Origin of the sequence: Cellulophaga sp. RHA_52, from assembly GCF_007827205.1 — a bacterium.
GTDB classification, from domain to species: Bacteria; Bacteroidota; Bacteroidia; order Flavobacteriales; family Flavobacteriaceae; genus Cellulophaga; species Cellulophaga lytica.
Genome location: NZ_VIRZ01000001.1, coordinates 875347 through 893279 on the forward strand (window position 1 = coordinate 875347; position 17933 = coordinate 893279).

14 protein-coding genes are annotated in these 17933 nt (G+C 31.5%); 5 read left to right on the top strand and 9 right to left on the bottom strand.

The window, feature by feature from the left end:
* Window positions 1-416: 416 nt before the first annotated feature.
* Window positions 417-848 carry a ribose 5-phosphate isomerase B gene (gene rpiB / locus JM80_RS03855; protein WP_013620886.1) on the top strand — a complete coding sequence of 144 codons (432 nt, stop codon included), beginning with the start codon at window positions 417-419 and terminating at the stop codon, window positions 846-848.
* Between the two features lie 8 nt (window positions 849-856).
* Window positions 857-1297: a GNAT family N-acetyltransferase gene (locus JM80_RS03860; protein ID WP_013620885.1), complete on the top strand. Its 441-nt coding sequence runs from the start codon at window positions 857-859 to the stop codon at window positions 1295-1297.
* Here the strand turns inward: JM80_RS03860 and JM80_RS03865 are convergent.
* Window positions 1294-1668 carry a hypothetical protein gene (locus tag JM80_RS03865; protein WP_034644296.1) on the bottom strand — a complete coding sequence of 125 codons (375 nt, stop codon included), beginning with the start codon at window positions 1666-1668 and terminating at the stop codon, window positions 1294-1296. The two genes, JM80_RS03860 and JM80_RS03865, sit on opposite strands and share 4 nt — an antisense overlap.
* Window positions 1669-1818: 150 nt before the next feature.
* On the opposite strand from JM80_RS03865, the gene JM80_RS03870 reads away from it, so the two are divergent.
* Window positions 1819-3024 (top strand): SH3 domain-containing C40 family peptidase, encoded by a 1206-nt coding sequence (locus JM80_RS03870; RefSeq protein ID WP_144709276.1) that lies wholly within the window; start codon window positions 1819-1821, stop codon window positions 3022-3024.
* A gap of 77 nt (window positions 3025-3101) precedes the next feature.
* On the opposite strand, the gene JM80_RS03875 is transcribed toward JM80_RS03870, so the two are convergent.
* The 8 genes from JM80_RS03875 to JM80_RS03910 all read right to left on the bottom strand — a co-directional run bounded on the left by JM80_RS03875 (window position 3102) and on the right by JM80_RS03910 (window position 13439).
* Window positions 3102-3635: a DUF4442 domain-containing protein gene (locus tag JM80_RS03875; RefSeq protein WP_255436623.1), complete on the bottom strand. Its 534-nt coding sequence runs from the start codon at window positions 3633-3635 to the stop codon at window positions 3102-3104.
* A 16-nt stretch (window positions 3636-3651) separates the two neighbouring features.
* Window positions 3652-5280, bottom strand: a complete 1629-nt coding sequence (locus JM80_RS03880; RefSeq protein WP_038505404.1) for a S41 family peptidase — start codon at window positions 5278-5280, stop codon at window positions 3652-3654.
* A complete protein-coding gene (gene rnpA, locus JM80_RS03885; protein WP_013620879.1) occupies window positions 5264-5674 on the bottom strand; it encodes a ribonuclease P protein component in 411 nt (136 codons plus the stop codon). The genes JM80_RS03880 and rnpA overlap by 17 nt, the downstream gene beginning before the upstream one ends.
* 193 nt (window positions 5675-5867) lie before the next feature.
* Window positions 5868-7727 (bottom strand): M1 family metallopeptidase, encoded by a 1860-nt coding sequence (locus JM80_RS03890; protein WP_013620878.1) that lies wholly within the window; start codon window positions 7725-7727, stop codon window positions 5868-5870.
* A gap of 2 nt (window positions 7728-7729) precedes the next feature.
* Window positions 7730-9370 (bottom strand): S8 family peptidase, encoded by a 1641-nt coding sequence (locus tag JM80_RS03895; protein ID WP_144709277.1) that lies wholly within the window; start codon window positions 9368-9370, stop codon window positions 7730-7732.
* Window positions 9371-9454: 84 nt separating this feature from the next.
* Window positions 9455-10315 carry an MBL fold metallo-hydrolase gene (locus JM80_RS03900; protein ID WP_144709278.1) on the bottom strand — a complete coding sequence of 287 codons (861 nt, stop codon included), beginning with the start codon at window positions 10313-10315 and terminating at the stop codon, window positions 9455-9457.
* Between the two features lie 54 nt (window positions 10316-10369).
* Complete coding sequence (locus tag JM80_RS03905) at window positions 10370-12580, bottom strand: SulP family inorganic anion transporter (RefSeq protein WP_144709279.1); 2211 nt, start codon at window positions 12578-12580, stop codon at window positions 10370-10372.
* On the bottom strand, window positions 12561-13439 hold the full coding sequence (locus tag JM80_RS03910; protein WP_013620874.1) for a universal stress protein: 879 nt from the start codon (window positions 13437-13439) through the stop codon (window positions 12561-12563). The genes JM80_RS03905 and JM80_RS03910 overlap by 20 nt, the downstream gene beginning before the upstream one ends.
* Before the next feature lie 103 nt (window positions 13440-13542).
* Here JM80_RS03910 and JM80_RS03915 point away from each other — a divergent pair, with 103 nt between their 5' ends.
* Entirely contained in the window at window positions 13543-15396 is a 1854-nt protein-coding gene (locus JM80_RS03915) for a sodium:proton antiporter (RefSeq protein WP_038505398.1), read from the top strand.
* 181 nt (window positions 15397-15577) lie between these two features.
* Window positions 15578-17932, top strand: coding sequence for an outer membrane beta-barrel protein (locus JM80_RS03920; protein ID WP_144709280.1), 2355 nt, complete (start codon window positions 15578-15580; stop codon window positions 17930-17932).
* The last annotated feature ends 1 nt before the right edge of the window (window position 17933 follow it).

Here is a 17933-nt window from a genome sequence, read left to right on the forward strand (position 1 = left end):
ACAGTAATGTAAATTTATTGTAAAGTTATTAAGTCTTTATATTTAACTTTTTATTTAGAAATCAATCTATTACCATAATTATTAACGGTTATTAACAACTTCTATTAACAACAAATTTTTAATAATTTATGGCTAAAAAATTGTTTACATTATTAACAATAGTCTTAATATCTTTTATCTAAAAAGTAAAAAATAGATTTGGTTGAAGAAATTCTAAGCTATAATGCAACAATTTTTACGAAAAACAAAATTTATGTTTTGTATAGTTATTAAAGTGTTGTGAACAACTTGTTAGTTGTATGTGATACTATCAAAAATGTATGTAAAAATGGGGGTTTGTATTTATTAACAATTTTAGAATAGGATATACAATGGTATTTGTACTTTTGTAATGTAAAACTACAAAAAACAATATAATGCATATAGCTATAGGTAATGACCACGCCGGTACAGAGTATAAATTTGCGGTATTAGAACTTTTAAAATCTAAAGGTATAGAAGTAACTAACTACGGTACAGATAGTAATGATAGTGTAGACTACCCAGATTTTGTGCACCCAGTTGCAGCAGATGTAGATACAAAAAAAGTAGATTTTGGTATCCTTATATGTGGTAGTGGTAATGGTGTGTCTATGACAGCCAATAAATACCAAAATGTTAGAGCTGGTTTATGCTGGACTAAAGAAATTGTTTCTTTAACACGTGAGCATAACAATGCTAATATATTAAGTATACCTGCACGTTTTGTTTCTTTACCACAAGCATTAGAAATGGTAAATACGTTTTTAGATACAGAATTTGCTGGTGGAAGACATCAAAACAGAGTAGAAAAAATAGCTTGCAAATAATACAATAAATGATTGTATGTGTTAAAAGCTTTAATGAGCTTACTACAAAAGACTTATACGCAGTTCTACAACTTAGATCAGAGATTTTTGTTGTAGAACAAAATTGCGTTTACCAAGATATAGATGGTAAAGATTTTAATGCCCTACACGTTTTAGGATTTAAAAATGATAAATTAGTAGCTTATACACGTATTTTTAAACCCGGAGATTATTTTAAAGAGGCTAGTATTGGTAGGGTAGTAGTTAAAAAATCTGAAAGGCAACATAAATACGGTTATAGTATTATGGAAGCATCTATAGCTGCTGTAAAAGAACATTTACAACAAACTACCATAAAAATATCTGCTCAAAAATATCTTTTAAAATTCTATAATAATTTAGGCTTTAAAGAAGACGGTGAAGAATATTTGGAAGATGGTATACCACATATGGTAATGTACAAACACTAAATTTTTATAGGTGTTTTATTGGTAAGGTTTATATCTTCTAACATTGTATCTGTAAATTTAAAATGTCCCTTAGTGGTAATAATTCTAAATCTGTTAGAATTCATTCTACTTAAAGTGTCTAAAAACAGCCATTTAGATTTTAAAAGTTTAGGTTTATCAGACTTTAAACTTATTTCAAAAAAATACTTTCTTCCATTTTTCATAGCAACAATATCTGGTGTTACCTTATCGCCAGTACTTTTTCTAATGTATGACTTAGGAATTTCACAATCAGTTACATCAGCTTTAATATTAGTAAACCCTCTAGATTCTAAATAGCCAATTGATTTTTTTATAAACGCTGTATTTTCAATTTTATCTGTCTCTATCATAGTTATCAACATAATAAAATAAACTTTAATTTCCTAATTTATATACTGATTAACAGTACTTTAACGTAATTATTAACATTACAATGTTCATTTTGTCTACATTAAAATAAAATTTTCATAATTTCACTCATCCAAATAAATACGTTTATAATGATGAAGAAAATCAATTCTAAAATACCATTTATAGCCCTTACATTATTAATGGTTTTAGGTAGTTGTAAAAATGAAGTAGTTACAGAAGCAGAAAACCCTGTTTTAGAATATGTAAACCAAGTAAAACAAGAGTATGCACCAGATAAGCGTGTAGCTCTTTTTAATATTGATTCTAAAGCTGCAGACAAACAATATGTACTAACAGGTGAAACCAACCTACCAAAAGCTGTAAACGAGCTTAAAACAAAGCTAAATGAGGCTAAAATTGAATATACAGACAGTATACAATTACTACCAACAGCAGAATTTAAAAATAGCAATTGGGCTATTGTAAAAATTTCTGTTGCCAATTTAAGAAGTAAAGCAGGACACTCACAAGAACTTGCTACACAAGCAACTTTAGGTACACCAGTAAAAGTGTATAAAAATGATGGCGATTGGTATCTTATACAAACACCAGACAATTATTTGGCTTGGGTAGATAAAGGTGGTATAGAAATTTTAAAAAATGATGATTTTAAAACCTGGAAAGCAACTGAAAAAATAATATACACTAATATTACAGGTTTTTCTTATACATCAACAACAGGTCAAGAAACTGTTTCAGATTTAGTAGCTGGTAGTATTTTAGAATTGGTTGCTGATAAAGGTCTATTTTACCAAGTTAAATACCCAGATGGTAGAATTGCTTTTGTTAAAAAAGATGAAGCACAAACGTATAATAGTTGGTTGGGAGCATTAAACCCAACACAAGAATCTTTAGTAGCAACATCTAAACAATTAATGGGTTTGCCGTATTTATGGGGAGGCACATCTAGTAAAGGAGTAGATTGTAGCGGTTTTACCAAAACAATATACTTTTTAAATGGTATGGTGTTACCAAGAGATGCATCACAACAAGTAAACGCAGGTACAGTAGTAGATAAAGATAAAGATTTTAGTAAGCTAGCAGTTGGTGATTTATTGTTTTTTGGAAGACCAGCAACAGATTCTACCAAACAAAGAGTAGTACATGTTGGTATGTGGATTGGCAACAACCAATTTATACATTCTTCTGGCCGTGTACATATTAGTAGTATAGATAAAAACGCTACTAATTTTGATGAGTTTAATTTAAACAGATATTTACAAAGTAACCGCATGTTACACCAAAATACAGAAGCCATTTTAGAACTTAAAAATGCAGCACTTTTTATAGAGTAAAGTGTGTAGAAAACACCAAAAAAAGAGACCTAAAATAACTATATTTTAGGTCTCTTTTTTATTTATATAAACAAATGTTACGCCTTTTGTTTCTTTCTATTTTTCATTTTTTGCTTGTAAAACTCTTTGTTGGCTACATAAATGGTTTTATGTACCACGCAAAAGGTAGTAGTACCATCTTCGCTTTTAATTTCGGTAGTTTTTTTAACCTCAATTTCGTTTTCTGTGGCAATGCGGTTTTTAATATCTTGTAGTTCTTCTTCAGTATATCTAAAATCTGCATAAACATTTTGTTTGGCAGGCTTTTTAAATCGTATATCTGCAGCTTTATCCCAAACCACATAATCATCCCCAATTAAATACAACAACTGTATCATAGGTATTGGGTCTACAGCAGAAAACAAACTACCCCCAAAAATAGAATTTACATAATTTCTGTTTTTCCAACTAATAGGAATTTTCACTTTAACGTGTAGCAAATCTTTAGTAATTTCAATTATTTTACCAGTACTTCTTTTGTACATAGGCGAATAATTAAATCCGTATTTAAACAAAATGTGTTTAGAAAATAGTTTTTGACCAATACTGGCCATTTTTTGGTATGCAGACATAGTTAAATTAAGTATTCTACTTTAAATAATCATTGTATTTAGTAGCGTTATTAAGCAATTCTGTTGCTGTTAAAATAGCATCGTCATGAGATAAGTAATACTCATACAAACCATCTCTGTAAAAATAACGTTTTACAATTTCGTCTTCAATATTTTTTACAATTTGTGCTTTGTACTTATCTAAAGCTTTAATTTTATTTTTATTGATATCTACTAAAAGACTTTTATATTTATCCTGAATTTCTTCACCAAAAATGGCGTTGTCATTACTATTTATAGCAGCCGTTAATGCTTTTTCTGTATCGGTTTCAAATGAAAAATTAGAGGCGTTTACGTGCTCTTTAAAATTTGCAAAATCTGCATCAGTTAAATTAAAATCTGCAATACTATTTACTTTATTATTGTAGTAGTAGTTTGTAGCAAAATCAAAAATAACATTGTTAACAATAAGTGCTTTTGTTAAAGAGTTTGTTTTAGCAGCAGCAATTTGTATTTCTGGTAAAACACCACCACCATCTTGTACTTTACGTCCGTTTTTGGTTTTAAATTCATTAAACTTAGTATTTTTTACGGCTTTACCGTTTTCATCTCTATGCCAATAATCTAATGATTGTATACATCTTCCGCTAGGAGTATAGTATCTAGAAATGGTAACTTTTAATTGCGTACCATACGTAAGCTTAAGAGGCCTTTGTACCAAACCTTTACCAAAACTACGAGCGCCAACAATTACAGCCCTGTCTAAATCTTGTAAACTACCCGAAACAATTTCACTAGCAGATGCGCTAGAACCATTTACAAGTACTACCAAAGGTATTTCTGTATCTACCGGAGCATTTCTAGTTTTGTATGTTTTATTAAACTTTTTAACCTTAGATTTTGTGGTTACAATAAGTTCTCCTCTAGGAACAAATAAATTGGTAACATTTATAGCTTCAGACAATAAACCACCTGGATTTCCTCTTAAATCTAGTATAATTTTTTTAGCACCTTCATTTTTTAGGTTTACTAAAGCTTCTTTTGTTTGTGAAGATGCCTTTTGGTTAAATTTGGTTAAAACAATGTAACCCGTAGTTTCATCTACCATTTTGTAAAATGGCACAGCATCTACTTCTATATCTTCTCTGTTAATAGTTGTAGTGTTTGTTTTACCTTGTCTTTTATAAACAACACTAACACCGGTGTTACTAGCACCTTTAAGAAGTTCTGTTGCATCATCTTTAAAAGTTGCAACATCTGTATCGCCAATTTTAATAATCTCGTCACCAGCCTTTAAACCAGCCTTATCTGCAGGTAGGTCTTTATAGGCTTCTATAATTAGCATTTTATCTTTGTAAGTACGTACAGTAGCACCAATACCAGAGTATTTACCAGCATTATTAATACGGTAAGCTTCTACATCTTGTTCATTTAAAAAACGAGTATAAGGATCTAAACCATTTAGCATATTTTTAATGGCATTATCCATTAATTCTGCAGGATTGGTTTCATCCACATAATTCATATTTAACTCTTTAAAGAGCGTAGTAAAAATTTCAATTTGTTTTGCTATTTCAAAAAAATCGCCTTTAAAACTGCTGGCTCCTATTAAAATAAAAACGGCAAAAACCGGAATTATTATTCTTTTTTTAAATACGTTCTTCATTGTTTACTTTCTTATAAAATTTGGCAAGCACCTCTGCAACAGATTTCTCTATTTCAGCGTAATCTGGCATCTTTTTACCAAGGTATAAAAATAGTAACGCAAAATCTTTATCTATGTTGTTAAAAATTACGTGTTTGTTAAGTCTGTAACCTTCTCGTAATAATCTTTTAATTCTATTACGGTCTACAGCACTTTTAAAATTACGTTTAGGTACAGAAACACCTACTTTTAAGGGTGTATTTTGTAAGCTGCAAGGCAAGTAAATTAGTTTTACTGGGTAGCTAGATACACTTTTGCCGTCTGCAAACAATTCTCCTATTAACTTTCTGCTTTTTAATTTTTCCTTGGTAGGAAACTTAAAATTAGGAGTATTTTGTTGTTTTTGGGTAGACATTAAAAATGTATTAATTATTTAGTTTGATAAAAATGAGTGTTTAACGCAACTGCACATCTTTACTAAAGAGCAAAGGTATTATAAAGTTATTATTTATAAGTCTTATTGGTTTATTAATAGTTAGGTTAGAAAATAAAAATCCGTTTAAAGCAAAGCTCTAAACGGATTTTTATTGGTATTTAAAAGGAAGATTTTACTCTGCCTGATAAACGTTATTTTCTTTATTTATATCTGCCATAAGGTTAGATGGGTCTATAACAATTGCTTTAATACTTGCTTTTGGTTTGTTAATAGTAAAGCTGTAGTTAGAGTTTGCCCAAGGCCAATCTGGCAATACAGTTCTTTTTAAATCTGTATATGGGTTTTCTTTTTCACCACGCATCATACGCAAAGGAGCATAAAATGTTTCTTTAGTACCATCTGCATAAACAACTAAAATATCTAAAGGCATTGGCATTAAACCAATTCTTTCTAAAGCTACTGTAGAGCTGTTATTAGATTCTGTAATTTCTTTAATACCGTAATCTATTGTATTAGTTGTTTGTGTCCAGTCTGTTAAATACCAGTCTAGCTCCATACCAGATACCTTTTCTGCTGTTCTTTTAATATCATTAGGTGTTGGGTGCTTAAACTTAAAATCTTCATAGTATTTACGTACTGTTTTCATTAAGTTTTCTTGACCAATAATATAGCCTAATTGTGATAAAAACACAGATCCTTTACTGTAAGCAGCAATGCTATAAGGCATATTTTCATGGTAACGGTCTGCGTGTGTAGTTTGTGGTTGCTCTTTTCCAGATTTTACTAGGTAGTAATAACTTCCATAAGATCTTTCAAAAGGGTTATCTTTTTTCTGATCCATTACCTCATTCATACACAATGAAGAAATAAATGTTGTAAATCCTTCATCCATCCACTCGTGTTTAGCTTCATTAGTTGCTAATACGTGTTGAAACCAAGAGTGTGCCATTTCATGAGCAGTTGTACCTGCAAGGCTACCGAATTTTTTACCACCAGCAATTAATGTACTCATAGCGTACTCCATACCACCATCTCCACCTTGTATAATAGAGTATTGTTTGTATGGGTATTTACCAATATTTTTGCTAAAAAACTGCATCATTTCTGCAGCTTTAGGTTGTACTTTTTCCCAGTTTGCCTTAATTTCAGCATCATCACCTTGGTATAAAAAGTGTAATAATGGTCCGTTTTCTACTTGTAGCGTATCATGAATATAATCTGGATCTGCTGCCCACATAAAATCATGTACCATAGGTGCTTTAAAATGCCATGTTAATTTTTTACCACGTTGCTTTTTAACCTTAGTTCCAGGAGCCTCATAACCGTGTCCTATTTCATTAGCATTTTGTAAATAACCTGTACCACCAACAACGTAATCCTTATCTATTGTAAGTTTTACATCAAAATCTCCCCAAACACCATGAAATTCTCTGGCAATGTATGGGTCTGCGTGCCAACCTTCAAAATCATACTCAGCTAATTTTGGGTACCACTGCGTCATAGATAAAGACACACCGTCTTTGCTATTACGACCAGATCTACGTATTTGCACAGGAACCTGGCCTTTAAAAACCATATCAAAAGTTGTTTTAGCACCAGCAGCAATTGGCTTAGCCAATTCTACTACTAAAACAGTACCTTCTACACTGTATTTTACAGGAACACCATCTTGTTTTAATGAAGAAACCTTAATAAAGCCAATTTCATCTTCTTTTAAAGTAGCAATTCTGCTATTTTTATCTTTATCCGTCATTCTTCCATCAGGATCTGAAATGCTATGTAAACGGGCATCCATTTCACTACCTGGCTGAAAAGCGTTAAAATACAAATGGTAATACACACGTGTTAGCTCATCTGGTGAGTTGTTTGTGTATACCAATTTTTGTGTTCCATCATACTGGTAGTTTTCAACATTCATATCTATCTCCATAGAATAATCAACGTGTTGTTGCCAATACGGACTATTTTGCGCAGATAAAGGAGAAAGCAATGTTGTAAACACTGCTATCCCTGCTATTAATAATTTTTTCATAATTATAATTTTACTTTTCCTTTAGAAACGCTTTCAGCTAATAAAAGTGCGTTATATAAGTTTACCATTTTACCCGATGTAGATATATTAGCTAATGTATTGTTGTTTGATGGATCTCCACCAATAACCACTTTAGTTTTAGTTGCAATACCAGATTGCATGATTATTTTTTTAACCTGTGCAGCAGTTAATTTAGGATACTGAGATCTAATTACAGCAGCAACACCAGCAACACCAGGTGAAGCCATAGATGTACCACCCATAAACTCATACTTGCTACCTGGTACAGTAGAATAAATTTCTGCTCCTGGTGCAAAAACATCTACATTTATTTTACCGTAGTTAGAGAAATCTGCAAGCATTGTAGATCCGTATTTGTTGGCTAAAGCACCAACTGTTATTACGTTATCTGCAAATTCTGCACCATTTTTAATTTGGTCATTAGGGTAGTTAGGGTGATTTTCATAATCGTCTAAATTAGCACCATCATTACCAGCTGCGTGTACAAAAAGTACATCATTTTCTGCAGCATATTTTAAAGCTTCATATACCCATTCTGCTTTAGGAGAGTATGCCTTGCCAAAACTAGCGTTTATAACTTTAGCTCCGTTATCTACAGCATAACGTATACCTAAGGCAATATCTTTATCATACTCATCTCCATTTGGTACAGCTCTAATGCTCATTAACTCTACATTATTAGCAACACCATTAGCACCTTTACCATTGTTACGCTCTGCAGCAATAATACCAGCAACGTGTGTACCGTGACTTTCTGTATCTACAGTGTTCATTGGGTTACCATTACCATATTTTGTATCTGTAATATCGTAAGGATTGTCTCCAACTGGTTTTCTTCCGTTAAAATCTTTATTTAAGTTGTAGTTTACTTGGTCTGTAAAGTATGTAATACCACCAGTAATACTTTTTATAGCTTCAGGAATAGAAGCACTAAAAGAATACATTTGGTTTAACACTGCTAAGTTACGTTGCATAGCTTCGTCTTTAGCAGTAATACCAGCTAAATCTTTTTTAGTATAGCTATCCTTACCTAGTTCTTTTTTAACAGCTTCATCTGCATTTTTTACAGCTTGTAAAATTTGTTCATATCTTTGTTTACCAGCTAAAGCTTCAGCATAGTCTGCTTTTACTTCTGCCTTAGCTTTTGCTTGTAATGCAGCATCACCAAGACCTAACCTTACAATTCTTGCGCTTTCTAATTGCTCATTATAAGAGTCTCCTAAAAAGTTATATCCATGAACATCATCAATAAAACCATTGTTATCATCATCAATGTTATTACCAGGAATTTCTTTTTTATTTGTCCATAAAACATTTTTAAGATCCTCGTGGTTTAAATCCATTCCAGAATCCATAACTGCTACAATAACTTTGGTTCCTTTTTTATTACCAATAAGTTCTTTGTAGGCTTTATCTACACTCATTCCAGGTATAGTGTCTGTAGCAAGATCTGCATGACCCCAGTTTTGTTTTTGTTGCTCTGTAAGTTCCGATACTTTTAAAGGCAAAGCATCTATGTTTTCTACAGGAGTAGAAACCAAGGTAGGAGCAGAGCCACAACTAGCCATTATTAGGGCTACAGCTGATAAGCTTAAAACAGATTTTGATAGTCTGATATTCATATTATGTTAATTTAATTTGTGTATTTATTATTTTGATGAATTTAGTAATTTCTTTATAAATGGTGTAGAGCGTAATTTATACGCTTAATTAAAAAGCTCATTAAAGGTAAAAGTCTCATTTAATCTTACTCCTTTTTCTGTGTGTTTTACAGTACAAACTTGGTTGTGTGCATCATGCTCTAGTACCAAGTAATAATTATTATCTGCAGCAGTGTTTAAAAATAGTTCTTTTTCAGACAATGTTAATAAAGGTCTAGTATCAAAACCCATAACATAAGGTAGTGGTATATGGCCAACTGTAGGTAATAAATCTGCCATAAAAGCTAGTGTTTTACCTTTGTATTGTATGTGTGGTATCATTTGTTTTTCTGTATGGCCATCTGCATAAAAAATACCAAAACCAAGCTCAGATTCAGCTTCAAATTGATGCTGGTTAGGTTTTAAAAATTTTAATTGCCCGCTTTGTTGCATTGGCATTAAGTTTTCTGTTAAAAACGATGCTTTTTCACGTGCATTAGGTTTTGTTGCCCAGTTCCAATGGTTTTCATTAGTCCAAAATGTTGCATTTTTAAAAGCTACTTCAAAACCAGTTCTATCTTTGTTCCAAACAGCACAACCACCACAATGGTCAAAATGTAAATGTGTTAAAAATACATCTGTGACATCATCTTTACTAAAACCTAATTGTTTTAAAGAGTTATCTAAAGTATGGTCTCCCCACATGTAGTAGTAGCCAAAAAATTTATCAGATTGTTTGTTACCCATACCAGTATCTATAAGTATAAGTCTGTTGCCGTCTTCTATTAATAAGCAGCGGCCAGCAATATCTATCATATTATTAGCATCTGCTGGGTTTGTTCTGGTCCAAATAGATTTTGGAACAACGCCAAACATTGCACCACCATCTAACTTAAAATTGCCTGTTTCTATTGGGTAAATCTTCATATTTACAAAATTAGGTAAACTAAAATGTTTATAATGCGCTAAATTATGTTAACATTATTGTAAAATTTGATGCAATTGCTTGCCAAAATATAGCATTGCTTTTACTTCTTGTACACTTAATAATCGTTCTTTTTTAATAATTAGTAGAGCAGATCCGTTACACTCTATGTGGTAATAAGGATTACTTTCTAAAAATAGAATAAGTTCATCTGTAAATAACTGTTGTATTTGCTTTGGTTTTTCTCCACTAAGGTAAAACCTACGATTAAAATCTGGATGATTTTCTATATTTAACTCTTTAAAGCCAGCTAAGCTATACAAGTACTTTATAAGACCTTCTTTATCTAAAGTAAAAACAGGTACTTCTCTATCTAATTTTATGTGTAAAACGGTTGTTTTTATTACTTCTCTTGCTATAAATGCACCTTCAGTAAACTCTACATCCATAAGAGCAACTTTATTGTTTTTTGCTTTAAGTTGATTATAAAAATAGCGTATTTCTCTACTTTTAAAGAAAACAAAATTTGTTAAAAAATCTGCATTTTTATTTTTCTCTGGTATGTAGTCCCATTTAAAATTTGAAGCTGTATTTTTTAGTAACAACTGCCTTTTAGTAAGGTTGCCCTCTACAGGAGTTAATTTTGTAGCAAACGGAAGAATTTTACGTATTGCAAATGGGTGTGCAGAGTCGGTACCATGTTTATCTAGTCCAATAAGCTCAATGCTACCCCCTTTTTTACTAAAGGTATCTACATAGCCCTCTAAACCTTCCATAACAGTATGATCTACAAAATTACACATAGAAAAATCTAAAACCACAATATTATCTTCTGGTATGGCATCTAGTTTGTTTTTTAGTTTGTAAAAATTTAAAAAGCTACAAAAGTATTTTACACTAATATAAAAGTTACCACCGTCTGGCTCTTTATACATTAGTATGTTAGGTTTTAGTAAGTTACTAAAAAACAGCGTAAAACTTTTGTTAAGTATAATATGTATAATAAACGTTATTAAAATACCAGCGCTAATACCTGTAATTAAATTTGTAAATAGTGTTGTTAAAAGGGTAACTAAAAATATAATTATTTGCTCTTTACCAATTTTAGCAATTTTTTGAAGTGTTTTTGGTGTAGCAAGCTTATAACCTGTATAAACTAATATAGCTGCAAGTGCAGCTAAAGGTATTTTACGTAATTGCTCTTGAAAAAGAAGTACAAATGCCGTTAAAAAAAATGCCTGAAAGAAATTGGCAGACCTGTTTGTTGCCCCGTTATTAACGTTTACAGAGCTACGTGCAATTACTGTTACAACATTTATACCGCCTAAAAACCCACTTGCAATAGAGGCTACACCTAAAGCCTTTAAATCTCTATTAACATTAGAGCGCCTATTTAATGTATCTAACTTATCTACAGCTTTTATACTAAGTAAAGACTCTATACTTGCTATTAAGGTAATAGAAAAAACAGCTATAATGAAGTTAGGTTGGTATACTTTTGAAAAATCTGGGAATGCCAAATTAGAGGTAACATCTGCAGGTATTTTTACTAAAAAATCTTCGGTTAAGGGGTAATTAACACCTATACCAGCCAATACATAGCTTAAACTTACAACCAATACAATTATCCACATAGGAGCAGGTATTAATTGAAAATATTTGTTTCTTATTTTGGCATAAAAAACCATTATTAACAAACTAATTACGCCAATGGCAGCTGCGGCTAAAATACTACTATTTGTTGTTAACCATAGGTTTTGTATTGCAGACGGAAACTTTAGTACTAATGGAACAATATTACCGCTAACATTATTATTACCTAACATAATATGAAACTGTTTAGATAAAATACCAATACCAATGGCAGCTAGCATACCTTCTATAGCAGATGCAGGAAAAAAATCTGCCAATCTGCCCATTTTTAAAAAGCCAAGCAAAATCATAACAAATCCAGAAACAATAATAGCAGCAAGTGTAAATAAATATCCTTGGTATAAATTGCCTTCACCTAACGTATAAATTGCACTTAATAAAACAATTACCATACCATTACCTGGTCCAGTAATTGTAACATTAGAGCCACCTAAAATAGAAACTATAAAACCACCTACTATGGCAGCAATAACACCAGAAATTGGAGGTGCTTCACTGGCAAGTGCCAAACCTAATCCTAAGGGTAATGCTATTAATGAAACTACAAAGCCAGAAAAAATATTCTTTGGTAGTGCGCTTACAAACGTTTTTGTTTTATTTGTTTTCGGAGTCAAATCGATTACGTATTATAAATAAATCTGTTGGTAAATCAGATAAAATATATTCTATATCATGCGGAAAAATACGATCTAAAATTCCTGTTTTAGAGGGAGCATTCATTACCAATAAATCTGCCCTAACAATTTCTGCATAATGGCCAATAGAGTAGCCTCTTTTGCCAAAAATACCTTGGTTTTTTACTTTTATTCCTTCTTTACAAGCATCAGGAATATCTTTTACAATTTCTCTAACCCTTTGTTCTTCTCGGTGTTTTAATCGCTCTTTAACAATATTTGCTTTTTTCAGTGTTTTATCATCCTGTACACTTACCTGAATATTTTTTTGCAAAATTTCTTCTACAATTGTTAGCTGTGGTGCACCAAGTGCGTTAGCAATATAAAAAGCAGCATTTATAGTAAGTGGCGTATCTGGCGCATCTAAGCCGTTTACAACAATGCTTTTACAGGGTATACGTTCTTTAGAAGGCTTAATAAGTAGCAGTACAGAACAGCAAACTTTACGTGTTAATTTACGCGCAATAGAACCTACATAAAATTGATATATTTTTTCTTTTTGTAAAGCTCCAATAATTAACAAATCTATGTTGCTAGTTTTACAAGCAGTAGTAATAACAGTAATAGGATCACCTTTTTCCCATTTTACTTCTATATCTAAATTTTTGTATGCTGTTTGGTTTAAGATAGTTGTAATTTTTGCTTCTTTTTCTGGTGTTTTAGCACCTACATGAAGCAATATTAATTTAGCCTTAAAAAAATGAGCAATTCTGGTAGTCTCCAAAATATTTATCTCTAATTTTGGAGAAAAAGCAAATCCAAAAAGAATCGTTTTAAAAGGACGATTTTTATATATCATAAGCTAAATTTAGCCCAAGATAGCACAATTATATAACAAAACTTATTTGCAGGTTAAAATTGCTTTTTAAAATTAAAATGCTATTTTTCAAAAAAAATAAATTATGCTGGAATTAGCCGGAATTATAATACTAGGAATACTAGCGCAGTGGTTTGCTTGGAAATTAAAATTACCTGCAATTTTGCCCTTAATTTTAATAGGGTTAATAGTGGGACCAATATCCACACTTTTTACAGAAGACAGCAGTAAAATTATAGAGCCAATTTGGAACGGAAAAACAGGACTTTTTCCTGGTGATAGTTTGTATTACTTTGTGTCTCTTGCAATTAGTATTATTTTGTTTGAAGGTGGTTTAACTTTAAAACGATCAGAGATTAAAAATATAGGTCCTGTAATCTCTAAGTTAATAACTATAGGTTCTGTGGTTACGTTTTTTGGTGCAGGTATTGCTGCTCATTATATTTTAGGGTTAAGTTGGTCTATTTCATTTTTATTTTCAGGATTAATTATAGTAACTGGTCCAACGGTTATAACTCCAATTTTAAGAAACATACCTTTAAAAAAAGATATTTCTGCAGTTCTTAAATGGGAAGGTATTTTAATAGATCCTATTGGTGCTTTAGTTGCCGTTTTGGTATATGAGTTTATTAGTGTTGGTGGTGGTGGAGACTTTACCTTTACTGCTTTAATAGAGTTTGGTAAAATACTTTTATTTGGTACTACTTTTGGTTTTACGTTTGCACACGGTTTAACTGCAGCAGTAAAACGTAATTTTATACCTCATTATTTGCTTAATGTAGTATCATTATCTGTAGTATTACTTGTATTTGTAATGTCTGATGTTTTTGCACATGAATCTGGTTTACTAGCCGTAGTGGTAATGGGGATGGTAATGGGTAACACAGACTTACCTAATATTAAGGAGTTACTTTACTTTAAAGAATCTTTAAGCGTACTACTAATATCTATTTTATTTATATTGTTATCTGCTAACATAAACATAGCAGATTTAGAACTTATTTTTAACTGGGGTACTTTAATTCTTTTTGCAGTTATTGTATTTGTTGTACGGCCGCTTGGTGTATTTTTAAGCACAAGAGGATCTAATCTTCAACTAAAAGAAAAATTATTTATAAGTTGGGTTGGTCCAAGAGGTATTGTAGCAGCTGGTATAGCATCGTTATTTGGTTCTAAATTATTTTCTAAGGGTGTCCCTGGGGCAGATTACATTACTCCTTTGGTTTTTGTTATTGTATTAGGTACGGTTTTACTTAATGCAACCACAGCAAGAATGTTTGCCAAACTTGTTGGTGTTTTCTTAAAAAGATCTGAAGGTATTTTAATTATAGGAGCCTCTAAATTGTCTAGGTTAATAGCCCAATATTTAAAAGAACACAACAGGCATGTAGTATTAATAGACAATAACCAAACTAATATTAGCAAAGCAAAAAAATTAGGTATAGATGCTATTAGTGCCAATATTTATTCAGACTCTTTAACAGATAATATAGAGTTGAGTGATATGGGTTACGTTATGGCATTAACAGCAAACTCAGACATTAACAACTTTGCAGTAAAAAAGTTTGAAAAGCAATTTGGAGAAAACGGTTCATTTAGACTGGTAAATGCAGATGAAATGAACGATCCACAAAACAACCCTAAAGAAGGTTTGTTTTCTCATACAGATGATTTTATTAAGTTAATGGAGGCTGCACGTAAATATCCATCAATACATGAAATAAAACTAAAAGACCAAACCCATTATGAAGGTTTAATTGAAATTACCAAGGCAGATGAAAGTATAATACCTATATTTTTAAAATCTCCAGATGGTGAGTTGCACATTATACCATCGTTTAGTAAATCTTTTACAGATATTACAGAAGGGTATGAGCTTGTTTATTTAGGTAAAATGTTAGATGTAGATAAACACGCAGATATTACTGAAGAAGAATAAAAAGTACATATTTTTTTAAAACAAAGGCTTTCTGTTACAGAAAGCCTTTGTTGTTTATGCAAGTTACAATTGGTCACTAAAAAAATAGGGTTTAACCTTATTTTATCCCAACTTATCAGAAAATAGTTTCTGTAATATATTAGTTATTATACATTTATGGCATCAATCATAATCAACAGTCATGAAAACGTTTACAAAAACTATTTTTATTTTACTTCTGGGTGTATTATCTGTCCAAGCACAGAACAAGATTTCCGGCCTAATAACAGAGAGTAATGCTCCGTTAGAGTACGCCAACGTAATTTTATACAACCAATCCTCTAAAGAAGTTGTTACTGGTACTATATCAGACAAGCAAGGTGTGTACGCCTTTAACTCAGTAAAAAATGGAACATATTATATAGAGGTGTCTATGCTTGGTTTTAAAACCAAAACATCTAAAGCATTTACATTAACAGCAGACAAATTTTTTGACTTTGAACTACAAGAAGAAGCAGAATCTTTAAACGAGGTTGTTGTTAAAAGTAAAAGACCAGTTATTAGGCAAACAGCAGAAAAGCTTATTGTAGATTTAGAAAATTCAGAAATGTTAAATTCTAACTTACAAGATGTAATGAAACGTGTACCTGGTATAATTGTTAGCAATAATGGTATAAGCTACGCAGGCCAAAGCAATATTAGAATATTAATTAATGGTAAAACCACAGATTATATGGATATGAACACTTTGCTGCGCGATATGCCTGCAGATAACATAGCCAAAGTAGAAATGATAGAGCAACCTGGTGCCGAGTTTGATGCTGCTGGTTCTGGACCAATATTAAATATTATTTTAAAGAAAAATGTAAAGCTTGGTACACACGGTACTATTGTTGGCTGGATAGGTGAAGATGAAGGTGTAGAATATGGTACAAGCGCATCTATTGGTAGTTATATAAACAAACTAAATTGGCAGGCAAGTGCAGGGTATTCTAGTCCTACCTGGAGAGAAGATTTGTTTATTAAAAGAACCGTAGAAGACGCCACATATGACCAAGCTACAATAGAACCTTATAACCCGAAAAGTTTAAGGGCTAGTGCTAGTTTAGATTATTACATTACAGATGAACACAGCATTGGTGTTGGTGTTAGAAACATTACTACAGACTCTGACCGTAACTCTAAAAGTAGCAACATAATTACTACTGCTAATACTACAGATTATTTACTATCACAAAATAGTTTTAACAGAGATCAAACAGTATTTAATGTTAATCCATATTACGAGTATAAAACAGAAACACAAAAACTAACAGCAGATTTTAATTTTGTAGACTATACTAATGATAATATTAATAACATATCTTCTTTAGAGGGTAGTACAGTACCCTATACAAACCAACGTTATTTACAAGACGGAGAATATCAAATAAAAACATATAAGATAGATTATTCTAAACAGTTTACAGAAGACTTTAAACTAAGTTTAGGTAGTAAATATGCAGATGTTGACACAGATAGTGATTTAATGTCTTTTAGTGAAGATACTAATGGTGAATTTGTTTTTGATGAAGATGCTAGTAATCGGTTTTTAGTAGAAGAAAATATTTTTGCGGTGTATTCTAAACTAAATATTACAAGCGGAGATTGGTCTTTTTCTGGAGGTTTACGTTTTGAAGATAGTAACACAAAAGGAACCTCTAGCACCACAAATGAAAGTAGAGAACGTAAAATATCTAAACTGTTCCCTAGTGCATCTGTAAGTAAAAAACTAAACGAAAACTTAAGTGCTAACGTGGCTTATAGTTACCGTATTAGTAGACCAAGTTACAGTACATTAAACTCATTTGTAACGTATTATGATCCGTTATCATCAGACGTTGGTAATGAAAACTTAAAACCATCATTTACAAATAATTATCAATTTAATTTAACTTTTGATGGGCAGCCATTTTTTACCATTGCTTACAACGGTACTAAAGATGCAATGTTTCAATTCATATCTCAAAACACAGAGACAGCAGAAATTAGCAGAACTACAATTAATTTAACAGAAAAAGAAAACTGGAATTTTAGGTTGTTTGGGCCTTTAAGCTTTATAAAGGGTGTAGATGGTTTTACGGGTTTTATTGTAAATTACAACAAATTAAAGTCTGCACCAGATAACCTAAATTTAGACAAATGGAGCCTTATTTGGTTTACACAAGCTAGTTATGAGCTTCCTTGGGAAATTAATGCAGAAATAAGCGGTAACTACGGTACTGGTGCATTAGATGGTGGTATGGATGTAGACTGGTTTGCTGGTTTAGATTTATCCTTAGGTAAAACTTTTTTAGATGATAGGTTAAAGGTAAATTTTGGATTAAATAAAATACTAAACAGAGGTTTTGTTGGTAAAATTAATTACAACAACCTTAATGCAGATGTAGAAAGTAACGAGTCTAGAAGAAATGTACAATTAAGAGTATCTTACAGTTTTGGATCTAGATATGGTAAGCAGAAAAACAGAGAAAATTCATCTAAAGAGGAGCAAAACAGAATTGATGATAATAACTAAT

Coding starts and splice junctions, on each gene's coding strand:
- rpiB (WP_013620886.1), top strand. CDS start 417: ATGCATATAGCTATAGGTAATGACCACGCCGGTACAGAGTATAAATTT.
- JM80_RS03860 (WP_013620885.1), top strand. CDS start 857: ATGATTGTATGTGTTAAAAGCTTTAATGAGCTTACTACAAAAGACTTA.
- JM80_RS03865 (WP_034644296.1), bottom strand. CDS start 1,668: ATGATAGAGACAGATAAAATTGAAAATACAGCGTTTATAAAAAAATCA.
- JM80_RS03870 (WP_144709276.1), top strand. CDS start 1,819: ATGATGAAGAAAATCAATTCTAAAATACCATTTATAGCCCTTACATTA.
- JM80_RS03875 (WP_255436623.1), bottom strand. CDS start 3,635: ATGTCTGCATACCAAAAAATGGCCAGTATTGGTCAAAAACTATTTTCT.
- JM80_RS03880 (WP_038505404.1), bottom strand. CDS start 5,280: ATGAAGAACGTATTTAAAAAAAGAATAATAATTCCGGTTTTTGCCGTT.
- rnpA (WP_013620879.1), bottom strand. CDS start 5,674: ATGTCTACCCAAAAACAACAAAATACTCCTAATTTTAAGTTTCCTACC.
- JM80_RS03890 (WP_013620878.1), bottom strand. CDS start 7,727: ATGAAAAAATTATTAATAGCAGGGATAGCAGTGTTTACAACATTGCTT.
- JM80_RS03895 (WP_144709277.1), bottom strand. CDS start 9,370: ATGAATATCAGACTATCAAAATCTGTTTTAAGCTTATCAGCTGTAGCC.
- JM80_RS03900 (WP_144709278.1), bottom strand. CDS start 10,315: ATGAAGATTTACCCAATAGAAACAGGCAATTTTAAGTTAGATGGTGGT.
- JM80_RS03910 (WP_013620874.1), bottom strand. CDS start 13,439: ATGATATATAAAAATCGTCCTTTTAAAACGATTCTTTTTGGATTTGCT.
- JM80_RS03915 (WP_038505398.1), top strand. CDS start 13,543: ATGCTGGAATTAGCCGGAATTATAATACTAGGAATACTAGCGCAGTGG.
- JM80_RS03920 (WP_144709280.1), top strand. CDS start 15,578: ATGAAAACGTTTACAAAAACTATTTTTATTTTACTTCTGGGTGTATTA.